The organism is Vibrio sp. GLN_1, from assembly GCF_043106015.1.
GTDB classification, from domain to species: Bacteria; Pseudomonadota; Gammaproteobacteria; order Enterobacterales; family Vibrionaceae; genus Vibrio; species Vibrio parahaemolyticus.
In genome coordinates this window covers 352,918-371,479 of the sequence record NZ_JBICMD010000007.1, presented here as the reverse complement: position 1 = coordinate 371,479, position 18,562 = coordinate 352,918, and the positions used below count along the sequence as shown (strand labels likewise).

Genomic DNA, 18,562 nt, shown 5'->3' with positions numbered 1-18,562 from the left:
GTGTTTAGACAGCCAAAAAAAGCCCCTAGCCATTAGCTCGGGGCTTTTTGCTGTGGCGGTAAACCTACGCCAGTTCGCTGGTTGTGCAGTATTGCTGCACCTGCGCATCCAATTGTTTTTTGCATTGCTGGCTAAGTTGAAAATGCACTTGCATCAATAAGTCATGCGCATAAAAAAGCTCAAACGCATCGCCGCCGTTTTGCAGACAAATGGCTTCACATCGTTCAGCATGCACTTTGGCTTCTTTAGGTGCATCGGCTTTCAGCAAGCTCATCGCCAAACGATATTCTGCGCGCTCTTCCTGCATCCAACCGCCCGCTATTTTCCAATAATCCAGTGCTAGCCTTGCAGACTCTAACATCCTCGCTTTCTGCTCGTCAGTACGCTCTGAGAGCTCTTCATACTGACAAGCCAAGTTGTTTGCGGTGATTGCGATCGAACGCGCTAGCACCTCTTCTGCATCGTGTGGTGTCATTCCTAATGCGGCTTTCGCCAACCATTGACTTGCTGGTTCAAGCTGAGTAAGAGCAGAAAGTTCGTTCGCAATAAGAGAGAACACGCGACGCTGATCTTGCTCCTCCAGCAATGCTACATCCTCAGTGCCATCGACAAAAAAGCGTGCAACGGCGATGCTACGTTGAAACGCCAAACTCTCGGTAATGGCGCGATCATCTAAGCTGTCTAAACAGGCAAGAAATCGTTCGGGATGCTCAAGGTGCCCAATTGCGGTGTGCAGCATCAGTGCAAATATTCGCTCAACTTGGCTGAGCGCTTCCACCTCATTCAGCGCCGTTTCTAGCTGAGCATAGACCTGTTCTGGCTTTTCCTCGTGCAGCTGCCAACACTCACTCATGAATGCATCAAAATCCATTTTGAAAGACATGCCCTTGTTATCCTTTGTTATCTTGTTCGTAAATAAACCACTCTACACAATTCTCAACCGTGCGTTGCACGCCAAATAACAATATGAGAATCGCCTCACTTAAAGTGGTGTACCTTGCTCTAATGCGAGCAAACGTTGTTTGCGTTCTACCCCACCAGCATACCCAGTCAGTTTGCCACTTTTACCAATAACGCGATGACAAGGCACCACAATGGAAATAGGGTTCTTGCCATTTGCTAACCCAACCGCACGTACGGCTTTCGGGTTGCCAATCGCGTTGGCGAGATCTTGATAGCTCCACGTCTCGCCGTATGGAATGGTCGTTAACGCATGCCACACTTGATTTTGAAAATCGGTACCTGCCGCTGCCAAAGGCAAATCAAATTCGTTGCGCAGACCCGAAAAGTATTCGTCCAACTGGGTGACGGCTTGGCGCAAAATCGGATGCTGATCATCTCTTCGCCCCAATTCACTTGGCTTGGTCGTACAAGTCTCAAACCAAATGCCAAGTAAGCCCTCAGCGTTAGATTGGATAGTGACCGCACCTAGTGGGCTCGGCATCTCGGTATAAACTGTGTTCATGATTGATTCCATAAGTGAAACGTCGCGTAGCTTCCCCAAGGGGCTGCGGTGTGCGTATTGAGTGATGGGTAGCGCTGCATCGCTTTTTTCACCACTAAGTCTTTATCTAAAAAGCAATCGGGTTGGGATTGCCCACGCAGTTGAGCATAACTGACCGTCCAAGGTCCAATGCCTTTCAACGCTAACCATTGTTGCGGATCCGTCTCCGCGTTGCTTTGCATAAACTGAGCGAAACGCACCAACGTCTCTTTACGACTTTGCTGCATCCGCAAAAAACTCACGTCGGCATTCGCAATCGCATCTGGTGTCGGGAAAAAGTGCTTGTCAGCATCACCACTAAGCGTTTTCACCAATAAATTAAGCTGGCCTATCGCGGCCTTGACCGACACTTGTTGACCAAGAACGGCTCTAACCCCGGCTTCCCAAGCATTCCACACCCCAGGAATCCGAATGCCTCGGTTCGAAACAAGCCCCGGCGCCACATAATCCAAATGCTGCTCGACAGTACAAATATCGGTGTCGAGATCGAACATACGACGCACTCCAGACACTAAATTTTGCAGCTTCGCAACTTCTTCAATTTCGAATTCAAGCTCAAGGTTTCCTTCACCTTTGCTCGCCTTAAACCACGCTTTGCTGTTATCCAAACAAACGTTGCGTTGGTAACTCTCGCCGCTCACCCGCTCCACGCCCTCAATGGCTCTTAATCGGTAAAAATCCAGCATGTGTTGCCAATTCAACTCGCCACGATAAGACAACGCAATTCGATTCGTGCTCACGCCATCAAATTCTCTTCGACGAACTTGAGAAGGCGTGAGCTTCAGAAACTTTTGGAACGCATCGTTGAAACGGCGCGTACTGTTAAAACCGGCGGCGAAGCCGACTTCCGTAACCGACATCGAACTGGAATGCAGCAACTGCTTGGCGAACATTAACTGCTGATATTGCGCGTACTGTTTTGGAGACATGCCGAGATACTGCTCGAACAGCATACGCAAGTAACGATCAGAAATCCCAACGCGCTCTGCCAGTTCAGACACCGAGTGGTGATGCAGCTCTCCTCGATCAATCAACGAAATCGCGCGTTGAAATGTTGTTTCTACGCCTTTCCATGCCCACGATCCCGGCGCGCTGTCTGGGCGACAACGCAAACAAGGACGATAACCCGCTTTAAGTGCTTGGGCTTTATCGGTGAAGTACTCTACATTTTCTTCTTTGGGTAGGTTCGCCGGACAAATCGGTCGGCAGAAAATCCCTGTGGTTTTTACCGCGACGTAAAATCGACCATCAAAACGGCTATCTCGCGACACTCGCGCCTTTTGGCACTGCTCGAAGGTCAACGATGTATGAGGATGGATAAACATGAAGCGATCCTTGCTCGTGCATTCTGTGAAAACAACTCGATATAACTTCATTGTAGAACGCAGAACAAATGAAGATTAGCCATTTTCGGAACTCAATATTGAGATTTATTGGCATTAGCGAATTTGTACACTAAAGTTAAATCCAGAACATCACAACAACGTCGGCTAAAGGGAATTGGCATGGACTTACATACTTGCGTAATTGTACTAAGAAACCAAAAGGTTATTACCAGTAAATCCGTTGATCACTCCATTGGGATCATCGAACGTGACTCAGGTAACGAAATTTCAGAAATTCAAATCAATGCCACAGATGGCGTGAATATTCGGACCTATCACTACAACAATGTCGAGGAATCGTTAGAAAGTTTGATGAACCTTTGATCTTCTACTTTGGACACACCTTTCTCCCTTGTAATCGTGAAAGCAATGAGCACAGCCCCCTGTGCTCTTTTTTTTTGCGTTTTGATCAACAATATCTTTTCTCTCACATACCAAATCCATCGAAATTTACGACTTAGTTGTCGTTAAAATCGCTAAATTAGCCAATCTTACTCCCAATAAATTACAGATAAGCATTTGAGCAAAAACGTTAAAATATACTAATTCGAATTTATTGAACGAGAAGGTCAAATAAAGCCAATTAATAACCTCATCAACCACGCCTAAACTGTTCTCAACAGCTCAGGAGCAGACACACTCCCACTGAAACAAACATATCGAGGACAGCATCATGAAAACACTTTTACACAAAATCACGACATCACAATCAGGTTACAGCGCACTGGCATTACGTATCCCTATCGGCATCATCTTTATGGCGCACGGCACTCAGAAACTGTTTGGTTGGTTTGGCGGCTACGGCTTGGAAGGCACAGGACAATGGATGGCATCAATTGGACTTGGCCCTGGCGTATTGATGGCATTTCTTGCTGGTAGCGCAGAATTTTTCGGCGGCTTGTTTATTCTACTTGGTTTGCTGACACGCCCTGCGGCAGTCGCACTCTCATTCACTATGGTTGTGGCGATTTTCTCAGTGCACTTCGAAAACGGCTTATTTATGGCAAACAACGGCTACGAATTTGGCCTAGCTCTGCTAGCAGCAAGTGTTTCACTGGCCTTTTCTGGCGCAGGTAAAGCGGCGTTAGATAACTTCCTAAACAAAAAATTCTCCTAACCACGGACACTGGAGGCACTGATGATCACCGTAAGACACGCCGAAGACCGAGGTCGAGCAAACTTTGGCTGGCTAGACAGCAAACATACGTTTTCTTTTGGTAGCTATTACGACCCAAAACACATGGGCTTTTCTGAACTGCGAGTCATCAACGATGACCTAGTTCAACCCAACGCAGGCTTTGATACTCATAGTCACCGCACATGGAGATCATCAGTTATGTGCTAGAAGGTGTTATTGCTCACAAAGACAGTGAAGGCAATGTACAAACATTACCTGCGGGGGAGTTTCAGCTGATGTCGGCAGGTAAAGGCATTTACCACAGCGAATATAACGCATCAGAAACAGACCCTTTACGCTTTTTGCAAATTTGGATTCAACCTAACACCTTTGGGAATAAACCGGGCTACCAGCAAAAAGATTTTGGACGTAATGCAGGGTTAACCACCATTGCAACCCCAACGGGAGAGAGTGGCACACTGCACATCAAACAAGATGCGTATTTGTATCAATTGATTTTGGAGCCGAATCGCGAACTCGCCTTCGGCATCCACTCTGGAAGAAATGTTTACGTTCATCAGGTATCGGGAGAGCTTCATGTCGACAACACCCTGCTAACGGGCGGTGATGGCGCTAAAATCGAAGCTCAGAGCAAGGTGACATTTCGTAACCTGACCAATCAATCAGTTACTGCGCTAATCTTTGACTTGCCGTAACTATCGGTTCATAGATATCGACCTATCGCCATCCGGTGATAAATCTCGCTTAAAAAGAAAGCCCCCAAGGCAAACGCCAAGGGGGCTTTTCATTTTTCCGTTTTCATTAACGCCAAGCGTTAATGGTTTGCGTCCGATGATGCAGACCCAATCTGTTGCAAGCTGTAAGCCGTGAGAGGATCGATTTCTTTCACAATCTCTTCGACCTGTTTAATTGCTTCTACAGACGTGCTGGCTTTGCGATAGCTTAAGTAGATAGGTCGGTACCAATCTTCCACTCCAGACACCTTGTAGAGCTGCCCATTCGCAATAAACGGCTCTACGAGAGACACCGGCAGATACGCCGCGCCGCCTTTCTCTAAAATGAAGTCCAAAGCAATACGCGCAGTCGATGTGCGCAGGTACGGAGCCGGAATTTTAGGGTGACGCTCAGAGTGCTCAGAAGCGAAGCGTGTTCCCCAATCCACATACACATATTTGTGCTCAAACACCGTATCTAATGAATCTTGCTCGGTAGAAACCAGCACAAGGACAACATCCGCGACTTTTTTACAATTAAGCTCATCAGCTTTGATTTGGTCAAACGCAAATGCCATATCTAACGTGCGCTCTAATAAGCTACGGCTTAGCATTTCACGGCCCATCACCTCGGCCATAAAGCCGTAACCGCCGAAAGAATCCGTCACAATACTCAAACAGTTTTGCAAATACGCATCCCAAATGTTTGGCGTACCGCCCATGGTGAGCTGTAATGCTTTTCCATCTTCAAGTGATAATTCCAGTTTTGCTTGCTGCAATGTGGTGACCATAACTTCGGCATAACTGATTAAGCGTTCCCCTGCTGAGGTCAGCTTTATGTTATTTCGATCACGAATAAACAATTGCGTATCGAAGTAACTTTCCAATTGTTTGATGCGGGCACTGACCGCTGCTTGCGTAATATACAGGTTCTCAGCTGCGCGTCCGAAGTGACGAACCTTTGCCAGCTCTAAAAATGTTCTAAAGACCTTAACATCCATAAACCAACTCCTGGTTAATATCAAACCAGATTAACAATTAATTAAAATCTTGACGACAAAAAAGTTTTGTTTTTCTTTTGTTAGCTTTGCGCCTAATTTTCGCCGTAGTTCACTACATTCATCAATAACGGTTACAGAGGCTGTTGACATGTCTGACACTGAATTCCGTCATGGCAAAAAACGTTTTTACGACAACGTAAAATTCCCACGCGGCTTTGCAAAGTCTGGCGATTTTACTCTTTCGGAAGAGGAAATCCTAACAATTTATGGGGATACTATGCTTGGCTTAGAGTCAGGCGAGTTAACACCTGAGAATAGCGAAGAGAAACACTTCGTCAAGGTGCTAGAAAACCCAGGCAAAGCGAAAACTAAAATCGAGCGCACTTGGTTAAAATACACCCAATTGGCTCGTGGTCGTAAGCGCTTCCATACGCTAAACGGTCGCAACAAACCAGATGCGGCTGACGACTATGCAGAAGAGAGTTTGGCTGAAGACGATTAATAAGAAATAACCAAACGTCAGATGTTCAACAAACGTTCATCATTCGGTGTGAGTGAACGCTTCTGACCCATTTCTTCTCCTAAAGCCCAAGGGCGCGTTCTCCCGAGGGCTTTTTTAATATCTGCGATTTTGGTGCATGGGAAATGTCGACCTATTTCGCCAGCATCGCAATCTTTTTCAAAAACGTTTCTTTTAAGTGCTCCTGCTCGTACTCTAGGTGATACGTGTTGTGGAAACCCACTTTCAGCTCCACGCCGTTGCCTCTTAAAAAGACGTTGTAACCATCGTAATCCGAGAACGCCTCCACACCTTCATAGATCTTACCGAACTCCGTTGGCGAACCGTTGTTCATGACGTTTTCGTACGCTTGTAGCACTTTGCTTGGATCCAATTCGTTTTTCATAGTGATATCCCTACCTGTTCACACGCTGTAATTATGGTTAAGGAATGATTTACCTGCCATGTACGAGGTTGAGTGAGATCAAAATATTTGAATTTTTTCCGCCACTTACCATCCAATAAACCCAGAACATCGACGCTTGATGTTTACTTTATAACTTAATTCAAGCCATAAATTTTACACATCTATCAATGAACTCAAGTGACCAAAAAACGCTCACAAGTTAACAATTTAGCGTAAAGCAAACGTAAAACTGGTTGCAAAAGGCAACATTGGTTAAAGAAAAAGCAAATTTTTGACCTAAAACAATAGCAGTTCGCCATTACTTATTTTATAATGCGAATTAATGTTTCAGTACATCTTAAATTCCAATAACTAGGGGCACAAAATGAGACTTATCCCGTTAACTCGAGCAGCACAAGTAGGTAAGTGGGCAGCTGCGCACATCGCTAAGCGTATCAACGATTTCAAACCTACTGCTGAGCGTCCATTCGTTCTGGGTCTACCAACTGGTGGCACTCCTCTAGCAACTTACAAAGCACTGATCGAGCTTTACCAAGCTGGTGAAGTAAGTTTCAAACACGTTGTCACTTTCAACATGGATGAATACATCGGTATCCCTGCGGATCACCCAGAATCATACCGTTCATTCATGTACAACAACTTCTTCAACCACATTGATATTCAAGAAGAAAATATCAACCTGTTGAACGGCAACACTGACAACCACGAAGCAGAATGCAAACGCTACGAAGACAAAATCAAGTCTTACGGCAAAATCAACCTATTCATGGGCGGCGTAGGTAACGACGGTCACATCGCATTCAACGAGCCAGCGTCTTCTCTGTCTTCTCGCACTCGCATCAAGACACTAACTGAAGATACTCGTATCGCGAACTCTCGCTTCTTTGATGGCGACATCAACCAAGTTCCTAAATACGCACTGACTATCGGTGTAGGCACACTACTAGACGCAGAAGAAGTGATGATCCTAGTGACTGGTCACAACAAAGCACTTGCACTAGAAGCGGCTGTTGAAGGTTGTGTAAACCACCTATGGACAGTTTCTGCTCTTCAGCTGCACCCTAAAGCAGTGATCGTATGTGACGAGCCTTCACAACAAGAGCTTAAAGTGAAGACAGTTAAGTACTTCTCTGAGCTAGAAGCGGAAAACATCAAAGGTTTCTAATCATTCGGGCAATAAGCCAAGATAACCGCTAAAAACACAAAACCCGTGAATCATCACGGGTTTTTTCGTTTCTGGGCATGACAAATACCATCACATCGCAAGCATCTTCATTCATTTGAGAAGAACCTCAGTACGCTTGGATGCCAAATTGGCGCAGACGTTTTGGCAATACTTCATCCAGCTTGTCTAGTTCACTTGGCTCTACTTCGATCAAATTGAAGTTGTGTTGCTGATACACCGCACGAATGGCTTCTCGCTCTTTTTCTGGCGTCTCTCCGCTATCACTTCCCCAAAACTGAAGGTACAGCTTGCCAGCAGGAAGATAAAAATCGCTCATCACTTCTTGTTCTATCGGGACTTGTCGCTCGTAAGCATGGACAATTCCAGCCAAATACAACCAGTTATCAATTAATAACTCCCCTTTTGAACGAACATAGTGCCCATCCAAAGTCCGGTGTTTGGCTTCGAATTTTTGACGAAAACTGGAGTAGGATTTGTCGGTGGAGTGCGACTCCGCATCTTGCCCCAAAAACTCCACTACAGATTGCTTCAAGCGCTTGTTGCGCAAAACGACATCGTGCCAAACCACAAAGGTGTTTTGTGATTCTTTGTCTGCACGCTGTTGACCACCTGCTCGAATGCCCGCTTCGGTGACTTGCCATCCGTCTTCTGATTTACTTATCCAGCCTAGCTCACTCAACAATTGGTTGATTCGCTTGGCATTAAGGCGAAGTTTATTGCCCAGTAGTGTGGCACTCAGAGTTTTCCCAGAGGTAGGATTCAGCTCAATATGCAAGTTCGTAGGCCAGACAATAAACTGCCCAAACTTGGGGTGGTCAACATATTCACCGCCGAACTTAGCGCCCTCTTCCGTCAGGATCCATTTGTCCTCTTGGCGAGTGATGTAACCGGCGCGTTTGAGATCTGAAAACAACAGCTTGGCGTCAATATTGCGCATTTTCGCTAATGCTGATGTCGATATTTTTTCTGACATGTGTGGAGCCTCCTGCTGCTGGGAAAATAACATCCTGTGAATGATATTAACGCATTGATTTCATTGCTTGAAGCAAGAATGAGAAAGATTCATACCAAGAAACAAAAAAGCCAGTCTTTTCCGACTGGCTTTGCCTTTAAATGATTTTAAAATTGGCGCGCTTACGCCTTTCGCCGATTATTTGATAAACGCGATGCAGCCTTGCAAAATCACTAAGTTAACGATGTCGATGAAGAATGCACCGACAATCGGCACCACCATAAATGCCTGTGGTGACGGGCCGAAACGGTTCACGATAGACCCCATGTTCATCACGGCTGTTGGGGTCGCCCCCAAACCAAAACCACAGTGTCCACTAGAAATTACCGCCGCGTCGTAGTTGCTGCCCATGACGCGGAATGTCACGTAGTAAGCGAACACCGCAAGAATTACCGACTGCACGGCAAGGATGATCAAGAACGGAATGGCTAGGTCAAAAATGTTCCACAGTTTTAGGCTCATTAGCGCCATTGCTAGGAACAGCGACAATGAAACCGTACCGAGAATATCCACGGTTTCTAAGTCGACTTTGCGAACTTTCGTCACTTCCATGATGTTGGTGATCACCACACCAATAAACAACGCGTAGACAAAGTCTGGAATCATCAACCATTTGATGCCAAAGCTGCTCACCCAGTTTTCTAGATAACCCGCCCCTGTCACACACAACAAAATAATCGACAAGCTTTCGACCACTTTCTTTGCAGTAACTCGGTCTTCTTCGTGCTCGTTATAAGTCACGAGTTCAGGAAAACGTTGGTGACTTTGATTTGTACGGCCGTATTCCGATTCTAGGTTGTTTTTGTCTATCAAACGCTGTGCCACTGGGCTGCCGATGATGCCGCCAATCACCAAGCCAAACGTCGCAGATGCCATCGCAACCTCAAGTACGTTATGTAGCCCGTACATATCTTGGAAAGTCTGCGACCAAGCTGCGCCTGTTCCGTGACCACCAGAAAGCGTAATGGAACCCGCAATTAAGCCCATTAGCGGATCTAAGCCCAATGCGGTCGCCAAAGACACACCAACGGCGTTTTGAATAAGAATGTACGCTGATGCCACCGCGAGAAAAATAAACACCTTCGCACCACCTTTGATCAGCTGGGTGTAGTTTGCCGCTAATCCAACGGTGGCAAAAAACATCAACATAAAGGTATTTTGCAGTGGTAAATCGAAGGATAAATCAACGCCATTAAAGTGCATTGCGGTAATCACACAAGCGATGACTAACCCACCAACAATCGGTTCTGGGATATTAAATTTTTTTAAAATTGGAAGTTTGGTGTTGATAAATTGCCCTAGGAACAACACACAAATAGCGACGAGAAACGACTCCTGTGGGCCGATTGAAATAACATGATTCATAAAACCTCTTTTTTTCCTTTTTCTCATCCGCTGAGTAATGCTTCAACGAGAGATAGGTAACGAATCCAATCAGGTTGCCTATTGAGTCCTTATTTTTCTAGGGTGAATTCCACTCTAATTCTCACTAAATAAGAATGTTTTAATTTTAATATTCAATAAATTCTCACTCAGTGATAAACGCGAGTTTTGTCGTAAGTTTCTCACGCTCTGAAGTACCTCTAATTGCGGATTCTCAGCTTATGAGAAGTGGTTGTTTTTATATCAATTTAAAATAGAAAAAACGCATCCGGTTGCGTGCAAATATTCGGTGCAACGTGTCGAAAACGGACGCCATAAACACGCTGTTGTGTGATGGCAAAAAGATTAATTCTTTCTATTTCTCAAACTCAGTGTTATACATATATATAACACCAATTCAGCCATAGGATGTTTATCATGACGCATTGGCATGATCGCCAACCGATTTTTCGCCAGTTGGCTGATCAGATCACCCAACAAATATTGCAGGGCGTCTGGAAAGAAGGCGAGGCTTTACCCTCCGTCCGCAGCATCTCTGCCGATATGAAAATTAACCACCTTACCGTCATGAAAGGCTATCAGTTACTTGTTGATGAAGGACTGGTGGAGAAAAAACGTGGCCAAGGCATGTTTGTCGCACAAGGGGCAATTCAACAATTGCGCTCTGCGGAAAAGGCTCGCTTTCTTGAACAGCAAATTCCTCAAATAGCCGATACATTACAACGTCTGGACATGTCAGTTGATGAACTTGTCCAGCAACTTAACCCCCATATGAAAGGTGACCAATGAGCGCATTAGTCAGTGTAAAAAACGTCTCCAAGCAGTACCGCCAACAAGGAGAGGCGCTTCATGATGTGAGTTTTGACTTACATGCTGGTCAAGTGCTTGGTTTACTCGGCCACAATGGCGCGGGTAAGTCGACGCTTATTAACGCCCTACTCGGCGCCCACGACTACGAAGGGACTATTCGCATCAATGGCTTCGAGCCCATGATGCAGCGTGACAAGATCATGCAGAATTTGTCGTACATCTCAGATGTGAATGTTTTGCCAGATTGGATGACGGTCTCTCAGCTTCTGAGTTATACCGAAGGGGTTCACCCGGGTTTCAATCGCAGCAAAGCGGATGCGCTGCTTCGTCAAACCGACATCAAACCACGTGCGAAAATCAGAGCCCTTTCGAAAGGGATGAAAGTGCAATTGCACCTTGCCATTGTGATCGCAACCAATACACAAATCCTGATTTTGGATGAACCAACTCTTGGTTTGGATTTGGTTTACCGCGACACCTTCTACCGTCATTTATTGGAATGGTTTCACGATGGTGAACGCGTTCTGATCATCACCAGCCATGAGGTTTCCGAGATCGAGCATCTGTTAACCGATGTGTTGATTCTTAAACACGGTCGCCCGGTGCTGCAAACCTCAATGGACAGTATCAGTGAAGACTACTTTATTCTCGATGCCAATGACGAACACCGTGCGCAAATTGAAGCGATGCACCCACTCTCTTCTCAAAAAGGATTAGGCACAACGAAATGGCTATTGTCTTCACAATACGCTGATCAAGCGGCAGGGCTTGGCGATGTGCATGGTGTAAAACTGGCGGATCTGTTTTTAGCGTTACAAAAGGAGGCAGCATGATGCGCTCTGTCGTCGCAATGTTGCGTAAAGAGTGGTTAGAAAACCCACTAGTATTGCGCTTACCTTTGTTTATGTTGGCGTGTGGAGCGTTGCTTTTTATTAGTTTGATGAGTAACACCACGTTACAACACAATATGTTTTTCGAAATGAGCCTCGGTGGCGATGTGAGTGATATTCACAAAGAACTTGGGGATGACGTCAACATGCTGATCACTGGTGGCGCTGGTTTGCTGTCTATGTTGCTTGCCATTCAGTACTTCCCTAGAACGCTGCGTAAAGAACGTGCCGAAGGCAGCATTATGTTTTGGCGCAGTATGCCAGTTAGCGATCTAAAAACGCACCTCGTGAAGCTGACGTTTGGTTTGTTGGTGATCCCGCTGGTGTGTTCTGGCCTCGTTTTGGCGGCCGATTTTATGCTGTGGTTACTCAATATTTCGACCGACCAACAACTGGCTTTGCTCTATCGTCAAACTTCGCTTGGTTACGTGCTGCTGCACTGGGTGGAGTTCTTAGCAAGAATGGCGCTCGCAGGCGTGTTGATGCTGCCACTAGCACTTTGCGCGATGGCAATTTCGCAGAAGGTAAACTCGCCGTTGGTGATTCTCTTCATCGCGATTTATGCGCTACGTTGGATGCCAATTGCGATGTTTGGTTACTACGGGGTGGATCAGTTCTTCTCAGCCGTGCTCTATTTGCCTCTGCATGCGATCATCGCCTCTAACCCATTCAGTGCGATTCCTGAAGCGGGTTTGGCCAACGTCGGCATCTACGCCTTTATTGGGATACTGGCGTGGACGGCAAGTTTGAAGTTCAGCCGTACTATTCAATAAACAACGGCTCGAACAAAAATCGAGACATAAAAAACGGTCACAACCTGCGTTGTGACCGTTTTTATTTTTTACCCTTAGGGGCTCATCTATCCAATCGTCTAGCCAAGGAAAGAAATGTAACCTTGCAAGATGATTAAGTTGACGATGTCGATAAAGAACGCGCCAACAATTGGTACCACCATAAATGCCTGAGGCGAAGGACCAAAACGGTTAACAATAGAACCCATGTTCATCACCGCTGTTGGCGTCGCACCCAAACCAAAACCACAGTGACCACCCGAGATAACCGCCGCATCGTAGTTGCTGCCCATTACCTTAAAGGTCACGTAATAGGTGAAGATGGCCAAAATCACCGACTGAATCGCCAGAATCACTAAGAATGGGATCGCCAAATCAAAGATGTTCCATAGCTTCAAGCTCATGAGAGCCATCGCCAAGAACAGAGACAGCGACACCGTACCGAGCATATCGACGGTTTCAGCGTCCAGCTTACGAATCTTAGTCACCTCTAAGAAGTTCGTAATAATCACACCAATGAACAGCGCGTAAACGAAATCAGGAATCATCAACCAAGAGATTTCGTAGGTACTCACCCACTGTTCAACGTACTTCGCACCCGTCACACAGATCAGTAAGAAGAAGAGTTTTTCCACGACCTTTTTCGCCGTTACTTTGTCTTCTTCGTACTCGTTGTACGTCACCAGCTCTGGGAACTTCTCGTGGGTTTTGGCATCTCTACCACCACGACCGTACTCAGATTCGATACCATGTTTTTCCACTAGGCGTTGAGCCACTGGGCTACCAATGATACCGCCGATGATCAAACCAAAAGTGGCCGATGCCATCGCGATTTCCAGAACGTTATTTAATCCATACACGTCTTGGAAAGTTTGTGACCACGCCGCCCCCGTGCCGTGACCACCAGACAGAGTAATCGAACCCGCGATTAACCCCATTAATGGGTCTAAACCCAATGCCGCCGCAAGTGACACGCCGACACCGTTTTGAATGATGATATAGAAAGACGCGACCGCTAAGAAGATAAAAACCTTCGCGCCTCCTTTCATCAACTGAGTGTAGTTTGCCGCTAAACCAACCGTGGCAAAGAACATCAGCATAAAGGTGTTTTGTAACGGTAGATCAAACTCTAAGTCGACACCGTTAAAATGAAGAGCAGTAATGATGCAGGCTACGATAAGGCCACCTACAATCGGCTCAGGTATATTGAACTTCTTTAAAATCGGTAACTTAGCATTAATAAAATGCCCCAAGAAAAGCACACTGATCGCAACCAAGAAGGATTCCAGTGCACCTACAGATATTAAATGATTCATATCGCCTCTTATTATTGTTCTCTTCATCCTCCGTAATGATTGAGTGTTAGTTTAACCTTCATTCAATAGCAAATTTTCTCGCTTTATTTCCGAAAATACTCATTAGATGGTGTCATGCGCCTTAGGCTAGTTTAAGGGCGCTTGTTAAGCATTGTGCCAATGGTTTGCTGTTTGCCGCCCTTAAAATGTGAAAGGAGCCTTTACAGCTCCTTCAAATGCCCTTTGCCTCAACCAAAAACGCGTGGTCAATGCGCCGGGTATAATGTTGTGAGTAATTTCTAGTGACACTTTCTGAACCGCGCAATGGGCTCCCTTACTTAAACAGAATGCGTCGATTACTATCGAACAAAGTTCCTTCCCGCTGTAACCGTCAAAACGCCGAGATCGCGTTCAAACAATTGAGTTTGCTTGTTCCTATCGTAGTTTTTCAACTCTGACTCATGGTGATTTAAACGAATCGATGCCAAGGAAACGCACAAGCTGCAACAATAGTTTTCGTCACAACGGAGCGAGATTATAACATATCGCTGATAATTTTCCTCATTTCAGTGACATTCGCCATCTTTATAGTTACTTTCCGCAATGATTAACTGCTCAATATCATTTCCACAGATAAAAGAGCGAAGCGCGTTAAACTTAGCCTCATCCCAAAAATACATCTTAAGAGCCAATAACTTATCAATCGTCTCTGGGCCAAAACGAGTTTTGATCGGCTTAGCAGGAGAGCCCGCTACCACGGTGTACGGCGGCACGTTTTTCGTCACGACACTGTTTGCGGCAATCACCGCGCCCTCGCCAATCGTAACGCCTGGCATGATCATCGCGCGCATTCCAATCCAAACAGCATCTCCGATAATCGTGTCGCCCCTGCTTTGATAGGAGCATTCGACATCATCAAGAAACGGATACAAGCAGAACCAATCGGTTCGATGATTGTGGTTGCCACCCATTAAAATCACCGCTTCGGCGGCGATACAAACATAATCACCAATATAGAGTTGGTCGACTTCCCAACGGGGTTGCCACTGCTTGCTGATTTCATCCCCCAGCAGATAACGAACGACGGATTGCTCAAAACCATTATCCCAGCAATCGCTGTAATAACTGTGAGTACCTTTAATATGGATGTTGGCGTTTTGCACCACTTGGTGCAGATACTGAACTTTAGACCAATGTTTAGTCATGGCATTTGCCTCTTCAATAGAGAGTAAAATTTTGCCACGGAACGATTTCTCGTGGCGCTGTTGCTGCGTTCTCAGTCAACAACGCCTATTGGATTCGGGGTTGTAACAACAGTGGATTAGGCATAGTGATCTCCTTTAGGCGAACTATAAAACGAATTGGCGCAGAGTGACAAACGCCAATCCCGATTATTCATTCGCCAAAAACATGTATAATTTTTATGCAAGCCATTCAAATAACAAGAGCTCAACATGAAAATTCAATCGCTTCTCCCTGTGCTATTACTCTGCACCGCTTCTGCCAACGCAGCGGACAATATTCGTATCGAGTACATGCCCGCAGAAACAACCCATGACAAACTTGCCGAGCAATCCATTCAAAGCAGCGATGTGAACCCGATTTTTGTTCGACTTTCTCAAGCCTACTTCCCTTTTCGTAAACCGCTCACTCTGATTTATGGCGGCGAAGATGGCCCTATGTACGATCCCGACACGCACACCATCCATATTCCTTATACGTTTTACTTGGAGTCGCTCAATTACTTCTCCAACAACCAATATGAAGATCGCTACGGAAAATCGCCAAAGACTGGTGCATTAGATACCTTATTACACACTTTGCTCCATGAAGCTGGGCATGCGTACATCGAGGATCAAAGCATCCCTGTGTTGGGGAAAGAAGAAGATGCCGTTGACAATTTCGCCACTATTTTACTGATCGACTATTTAGACGATGGCGCCGATATGGCCATCAGTGCCGCCGACATGTTTGCGTTTGAGTCCGATGACAGACCCGACTATTACGATTTCGGCGAGTACATTGACGAACACAGTTTTGACCTGCAGCGTTACTTCTCCACTTTGTGCTTGGTGTATGGCAGCGATCCTGAACAGTACAAATCGTTACTCGACGAAGTTGAAAAAGACTACCTTCGAGATCGCAAAGACTTCTGCCAATACAATTACGAAAACATTCGCACTAACTGGCAGCACTACCTGCAGCACAATGAACCCAAAGAAGCATCGCCACGTAAAAGCAGCGAGAAACCATCAAGCAGCCCCAATGCAATGACGAATTGATATGACTAAACTGACTATTTTCTACGACGGCACTTGCCCACTGTGCGCCAAAGAGATGAAGGCTTTACGCCAACACGATCATGAGCAAGAGATAAACACCGTTGATATTTACAGCGACGCTTTTTCGGCCTACCCGCAAATCGACCCTGATCGTGCCAACACCATTCTGCATGCCTTGGACAACCACGGAAATTTACTCCTCGGGCTGGATGTGACCTACCGAGCTTGGCAGCTTGTTGGACGAGGTTGGTTGTATGCACCACTGCGCTGGCGACTCATCAGACCTGTTGCGGACTGGCTTTATCTGCGCTTCGCCCAAAATAGGTATCGCATCTCATATTGGTTAACGGGCACTTCTCGTTGTAATTCTAGCCGCTGCTCTCGGTAATTGTGATCACGCTTGAAAATGTTAATACGCTCGCGATAAATCGTGCATTTCCAGTACTTCTCTCCTACTAAGTCGGTTAATCTGCAATCACTACAAAAATAAATAGCTATATATTTATCCGGCAAATCGATTGAATTTTGCCTTTTCGTAACGCTGCGCCGAGAAGTAAGGAAGTCTCTATGAATCTAACCATAAGAAAGCGACTGTATATTCTTTCCATCATTCCAGTACTCACCATTGCACTAGGTATGATGTGGTTCACCTACCTGCAAACTAACGCTTATAACCAACAGCAAATTGATCAGACCCACACCACCATGATGGCGATGAAAAAAGCCGAGCTGAAAAACTATGTTCAGATGGCTCGCTCGGCGATTGAACCGCTACTCAAGAGAAATGCGACATTAGAAGAAGCTCTTCCCGTTTTACGAGAGCTGGAATTTGGTGAAACGGGCTACATCTTCGGTTACAACTCCAAAGGCGTCCGTGTTGTGGTCGGCAAGAACGACAAAGGCATCGGTGAAAACTTCTATAACCTGCAAGACAAGAAAGGTAATTACCTGATTCAAGATTTGCTGAAAAACGCCAAAACGGGTGAATTCACTACCTATTACTTCCCGAAACTAGGACAAACAGAGGCGCTACCGAAATTGAGCTACTCAATGTTCATTCCTGAGTGGGATTTAATGATCGGTACCGGCTTCTACACCGATGACATTGATGCCGTCATTGCAGAAATGGAAGCCTCAGCCCATGACGCGCTCAACACAACTCTAGTGGCCATCGCGCTGTTCTGTGTTTCTATCGCTGCCGTAGTTGCTATCTTCGCCGTGTTTGTGAATCGTAGCATCATGCGACCAATCGAACAGTTTGATGCCTCGATCCAATCCTTCGCGCAAGGCGATGCCGACCTTACGGCGCGCATGCACGAATCCAACGTACCTGAGTTCAAACAGTTAGCGCACAACTTCAATATCTTTGTTGAAAGCCTACAGGGCATCATCAAGAGCGTGACTCAAGTTGGTGAAGAAGTCGTCGCAGAAACCAACAACATGTCGCAACGCGCCTCTCAAGTCGACGAACTCGCTGGCGGTCAACGTGAAGAAACCGAGCAAGTTGCCGCAGCGATGACGGAAATGACAGCCACCGCGCATGAGATTTCGAACAACGCTAACCAAGCAGCAGAATCAGCGCGACACGCCGATGAAAACGCTCAACAAGCGAAACACATCGTCGATTCCGCTGCGAATTCTGTCGAAGAGCTGGCAAGCGAAGTTTCAGAGGCGAGCACTGTGATTGCCCGTTTAGAAAGCGACGTTCAAAACATCTCATCGTCTTTAGAAGTGATTCAAGATATTGCCGAGCAAACTAATTTGCTTGCGCTAAACGCCGCGATTGAAGCTGCGCGAGCTGGCGAACAAGGGCGTGGATTCGCGGTAGTAGCAGATGAAGTCCGCAAGCTTGCAAGCCGCACTCAAGACAGTACGGGCGATATCCATAAAATGATTGAGCAACTAAAATCTGGCTCAGATGCCGCTGTACGTGCGATGGAATCAAGCCAAGCGCGCGGTGAAGCAACGGTAGAAGAGGCGCGCGCCGCCTCGGTTGCGTTGCAAGACATTCAAGCAGCGATTGCCAACATTATGGACATGAACACGCTGATCGCCACTGCAACCGAAGAACAGAGCCAAGTGGGACAAGAAATCTCTCAACGTGTTGAGGTCATTTCGCAACAAAGTAGTCAATCGGCAAGCCTTGCCAACCAAAACCGCTCGGGAAGCCAAAACCTCAATCACAAAGCCAACGAGCTCTACGACTTGGTTGGTCGTTTCACGGTTTAATCCAACAGGCTAACCGA

At 46.1% G+C, this 18,562-nt stretch carries 19 protein-coding genes and 1 pseudogene; 11 read left to right on the top strand and 9 right to left on the bottom strand.

The features are described from left to right. Positions 1 to 64 precede the first annotated feature (64 nt). The 3 genes from ACF8OV_RS04350 to ACF8OV_RS04340 form a co-directional block, all read right to left on the bottom strand. Entirely contained in the window at positions 65 to 883 is an 819-nt protein-coding gene (locus tag ACF8OV_RS04350; protein ID WP_053806380.1) for a hypothetical protein, read from the bottom strand. A 99-nt stretch (positions 884 to 982) separates the two neighbouring features. Next, positions 983 to 1,465, bottom strand: a complete 483-nt coding sequence (locus ACF8OV_RS04345; RefSeq protein ID WP_046264950.1) for a methylated-DNA--[protein]-cysteine S-methyltransferase — start codon at positions 1,463 to 1,465, stop codon at positions 983 to 985. Then, positions 1,462 to 2,829, bottom strand: coding sequence for a DNA-3-methyladenine glycosylase 2 family protein (locus ACF8OV_RS04340; RefSeq protein ID WP_203503684.1), 1,368 nt, complete (start codon positions 2,827 to 2,829; stop codon positions 1,462 to 1,464). Before ACF8OV_RS04340 ends, ACF8OV_RS04345 begins: the two co-directional genes overlap by 4 nt. 180 nt (positions 2,830 to 3,009) lie before the next feature. On the opposite strand from ACF8OV_RS04340, the gene ACF8OV_RS04335 reads away from it, so the two are divergent. The 3 genes and pseudogenes from ACF8OV_RS04335 to ACF8OV_RS04325 all read left to right on the top strand — a co-directional run bounded on the left by ACF8OV_RS04335 (position 3,010) and on the right by ACF8OV_RS04325 (position 4,722). After that, positions 3,010 to 3,213 carry a hypothetical protein gene (locus ACF8OV_RS04335; RefSeq protein WP_005464930.1) on the top strand — a complete coding sequence of 68 codons (204 nt, stop codon included), beginning with the start codon at positions 3,010 to 3,012 and terminating at the stop codon, positions 3,211 to 3,213. Between the two features lie 349 nt (positions 3,214 to 3,562). Continuing rightward, on the top strand, positions 3,563 to 4,006 hold the full coding sequence (locus tag ACF8OV_RS04330) for a DoxX family protein (protein ID WP_025630175.1): 444 nt from the start codon (positions 3,563 to 3,565) through the stop codon (positions 4,004 to 4,006). Positions 4,007 to 4,027: 21 nt separating this feature from the next. Next, a pseudogene (locus tag ACF8OV_RS04325) lies at positions 4,028 to 4,722 on the top strand (pirin family protein). 119 nt (positions 4,723 to 4,841) lie between these two features. Here ACF8OV_RS04325 and ACF8OV_RS04320 read toward each other — a convergent pair. After that, positions 4,842 to 5,741, bottom strand: a complete 900-nt coding sequence (locus ACF8OV_RS04320; protein WP_005464903.1) for a LysR family transcriptional regulator — start codon at positions 5,739 to 5,741, stop codon at positions 4,842 to 4,844. A gap of 148 nt (positions 5,742 to 5,889) precedes the next feature. Between ACF8OV_RS04320 and ACF8OV_RS04315 the strand changes: the two genes are divergently transcribed. Continuing rightward, complete coding sequence (locus tag ACF8OV_RS04315) at positions 5,890 to 6,243, top strand: DUF413 domain-containing protein (protein WP_005464927.1); 354 nt, start codon at positions 5,890 to 5,892, stop codon at positions 6,241 to 6,243. A 151-nt stretch (positions 6,244 to 6,394) separates the two neighbouring features. On the opposite strand, the gene ACF8OV_RS04310 is transcribed toward ACF8OV_RS04315, so the two are convergent. Beyond that, positions 6,395 to 6,646 carry a DUF3081 domain-containing protein gene (locus tag ACF8OV_RS04310; RefSeq protein WP_005464900.1) on the bottom strand — a complete coding sequence of 84 codons (252 nt, stop codon included), beginning with the start codon at positions 6,644 to 6,646 and terminating at the stop codon, positions 6,395 to 6,397. A 385-nt stretch (positions 6,647 to 7,031) separates the two neighbouring features. On the opposite strand from ACF8OV_RS04310, the gene nagB reads away from it, so the two are divergent. Continuing rightward, entirely contained in the window at positions 7,032 to 7,832 is an 801-nt protein-coding gene (gene nagB / locus ACF8OV_RS04305) for a glucosamine-6-phosphate deaminase (protein ID WP_005464933.1), read from the top strand. A gap of 127 nt (positions 7,833 to 7,959) precedes the next feature. Here the strand turns inward: nagB and ACF8OV_RS04300 are convergent, their stop codons facing one another. Beyond that, positions 7,960 to 8,826 carry a hypothetical protein gene (locus tag ACF8OV_RS04300; protein ID WP_025633318.1) on the bottom strand — a complete coding sequence of 289 codons (867 nt, stop codon included), beginning with the start codon at positions 8,824 to 8,826 and terminating at the stop codon, positions 7,960 to 7,962. Positions 8,827 to 9,003: 177 nt separating this feature from the next. Continuing rightward, positions 9,004 to 10,230, bottom strand: coding sequence for a sodium/glutamate symporter (gltS, locus tag ACF8OV_RS04295; protein WP_005464942.1), 1,227 nt, complete (start codon positions 10,228 to 10,230; stop codon positions 9,004 to 9,006). Positions 10,231 to 10,665: 435 nt separating this feature from the next. Between gltS (ACF8OV_RS04295) and ACF8OV_RS04290 the strand changes: the two genes are divergently transcribed. Genes ACF8OV_RS04290 through ACF8OV_RS04280 form a run of 3 tightly spaced genes read left to right on the top strand, consistent with a single transcriptional unit; the run spans position 10,666 to position 12,721 of the window. After that, a complete protein-coding gene (locus ACF8OV_RS04290; RefSeq protein WP_005464887.1) occupies positions 10,666 to 11,037 on the top strand; it encodes a GntR family transcriptional regulator in 372 nt (123 codons plus the stop codon). Then, complete coding sequence (locus ACF8OV_RS04285; RefSeq protein ID WP_005497657.1) at positions 11,034 to 11,891, top strand: ABC transporter ATP-binding protein; 858 nt, start codon at positions 11,034 to 11,036, stop codon at positions 11,889 to 11,891. Before ACF8OV_RS04290 ends, ACF8OV_RS04285 begins: the two co-directional genes overlap by 4 nt. Then, positions 11,891 to 12,721, top strand: coding sequence for a hypothetical protein (locus ACF8OV_RS04280; RefSeq protein WP_025510609.1), 831 nt, complete (start codon positions 11,891 to 11,893; stop codon positions 12,719 to 12,721). The genes ACF8OV_RS04285 and ACF8OV_RS04280 overlap by 1 nt, the downstream gene beginning before the upstream one ends. 98 nt (positions 12,722 to 12,819) lie before the next feature. On the opposite strand, the gene gltS (ACF8OV_RS04275) is transcribed toward ACF8OV_RS04280, so the two are convergent. Both gltS (ACF8OV_RS04275) and ACF8OV_RS04270 read right to left on the bottom strand, forming a co-directional pair. Next, on the bottom strand, positions 12,820 to 14,055 hold the full coding sequence (gene gltS, locus ACF8OV_RS04275) for a sodium/glutamate symporter (protein ID WP_005464899.1): 1,236 nt from the start codon (positions 14,053 to 14,055) through the stop codon (positions 12,820 to 12,822). A 545-nt stretch (positions 14,056 to 14,600) separates the two neighbouring features. Next, complete coding sequence (locus ACF8OV_RS04270; protein ID WP_031820771.1) at positions 14,601 to 15,239, bottom strand: CatB-related O-acetyltransferase; 639 nt, start codon at positions 15,237 to 15,239, stop codon at positions 14,601 to 14,603. A gap of 249 nt (positions 15,240 to 15,488) precedes the next feature. Here ACF8OV_RS04270 and ACF8OV_RS04265 point away from each other — a divergent pair, with 249 nt between their 5' ends. The 3 genes from ACF8OV_RS04265 to ACF8OV_RS04255 all read left to right on the top strand — a co-directional run bounded on the left by ACF8OV_RS04265 (position 15,489) and on the right by ACF8OV_RS04255 (position 18,545). Then, positions 15,489 to 16,316, top strand: a complete 828-nt coding sequence (locus ACF8OV_RS04265; RefSeq protein ID WP_058964691.1) for a DUF4344 domain-containing metallopeptidase — start codon at positions 15,489 to 15,491, stop codon at positions 16,314 to 16,316. A 1-nt stretch (position 16,317) separates the two neighbouring features. Beyond that, positions 16,318 to 16,704, top strand: a complete 387-nt coding sequence (locus tag ACF8OV_RS04260; RefSeq protein WP_025628970.1) for a thiol-disulfide oxidoreductase DCC family protein — start codon at positions 16,318 to 16,320, stop codon at positions 16,702 to 16,704. A 179-nt stretch (positions 16,705 to 16,883) separates the two neighbouring features. Then, entirely contained in the window at positions 16,884 to 18,545 is a 1,662-nt protein-coding gene (locus ACF8OV_RS04255; RefSeq protein ID WP_203503682.1) for a methyl-accepting chemotaxis protein, read from the top strand. Positions 18,546 to 18,562: the final 17 nt, after the last annotated feature.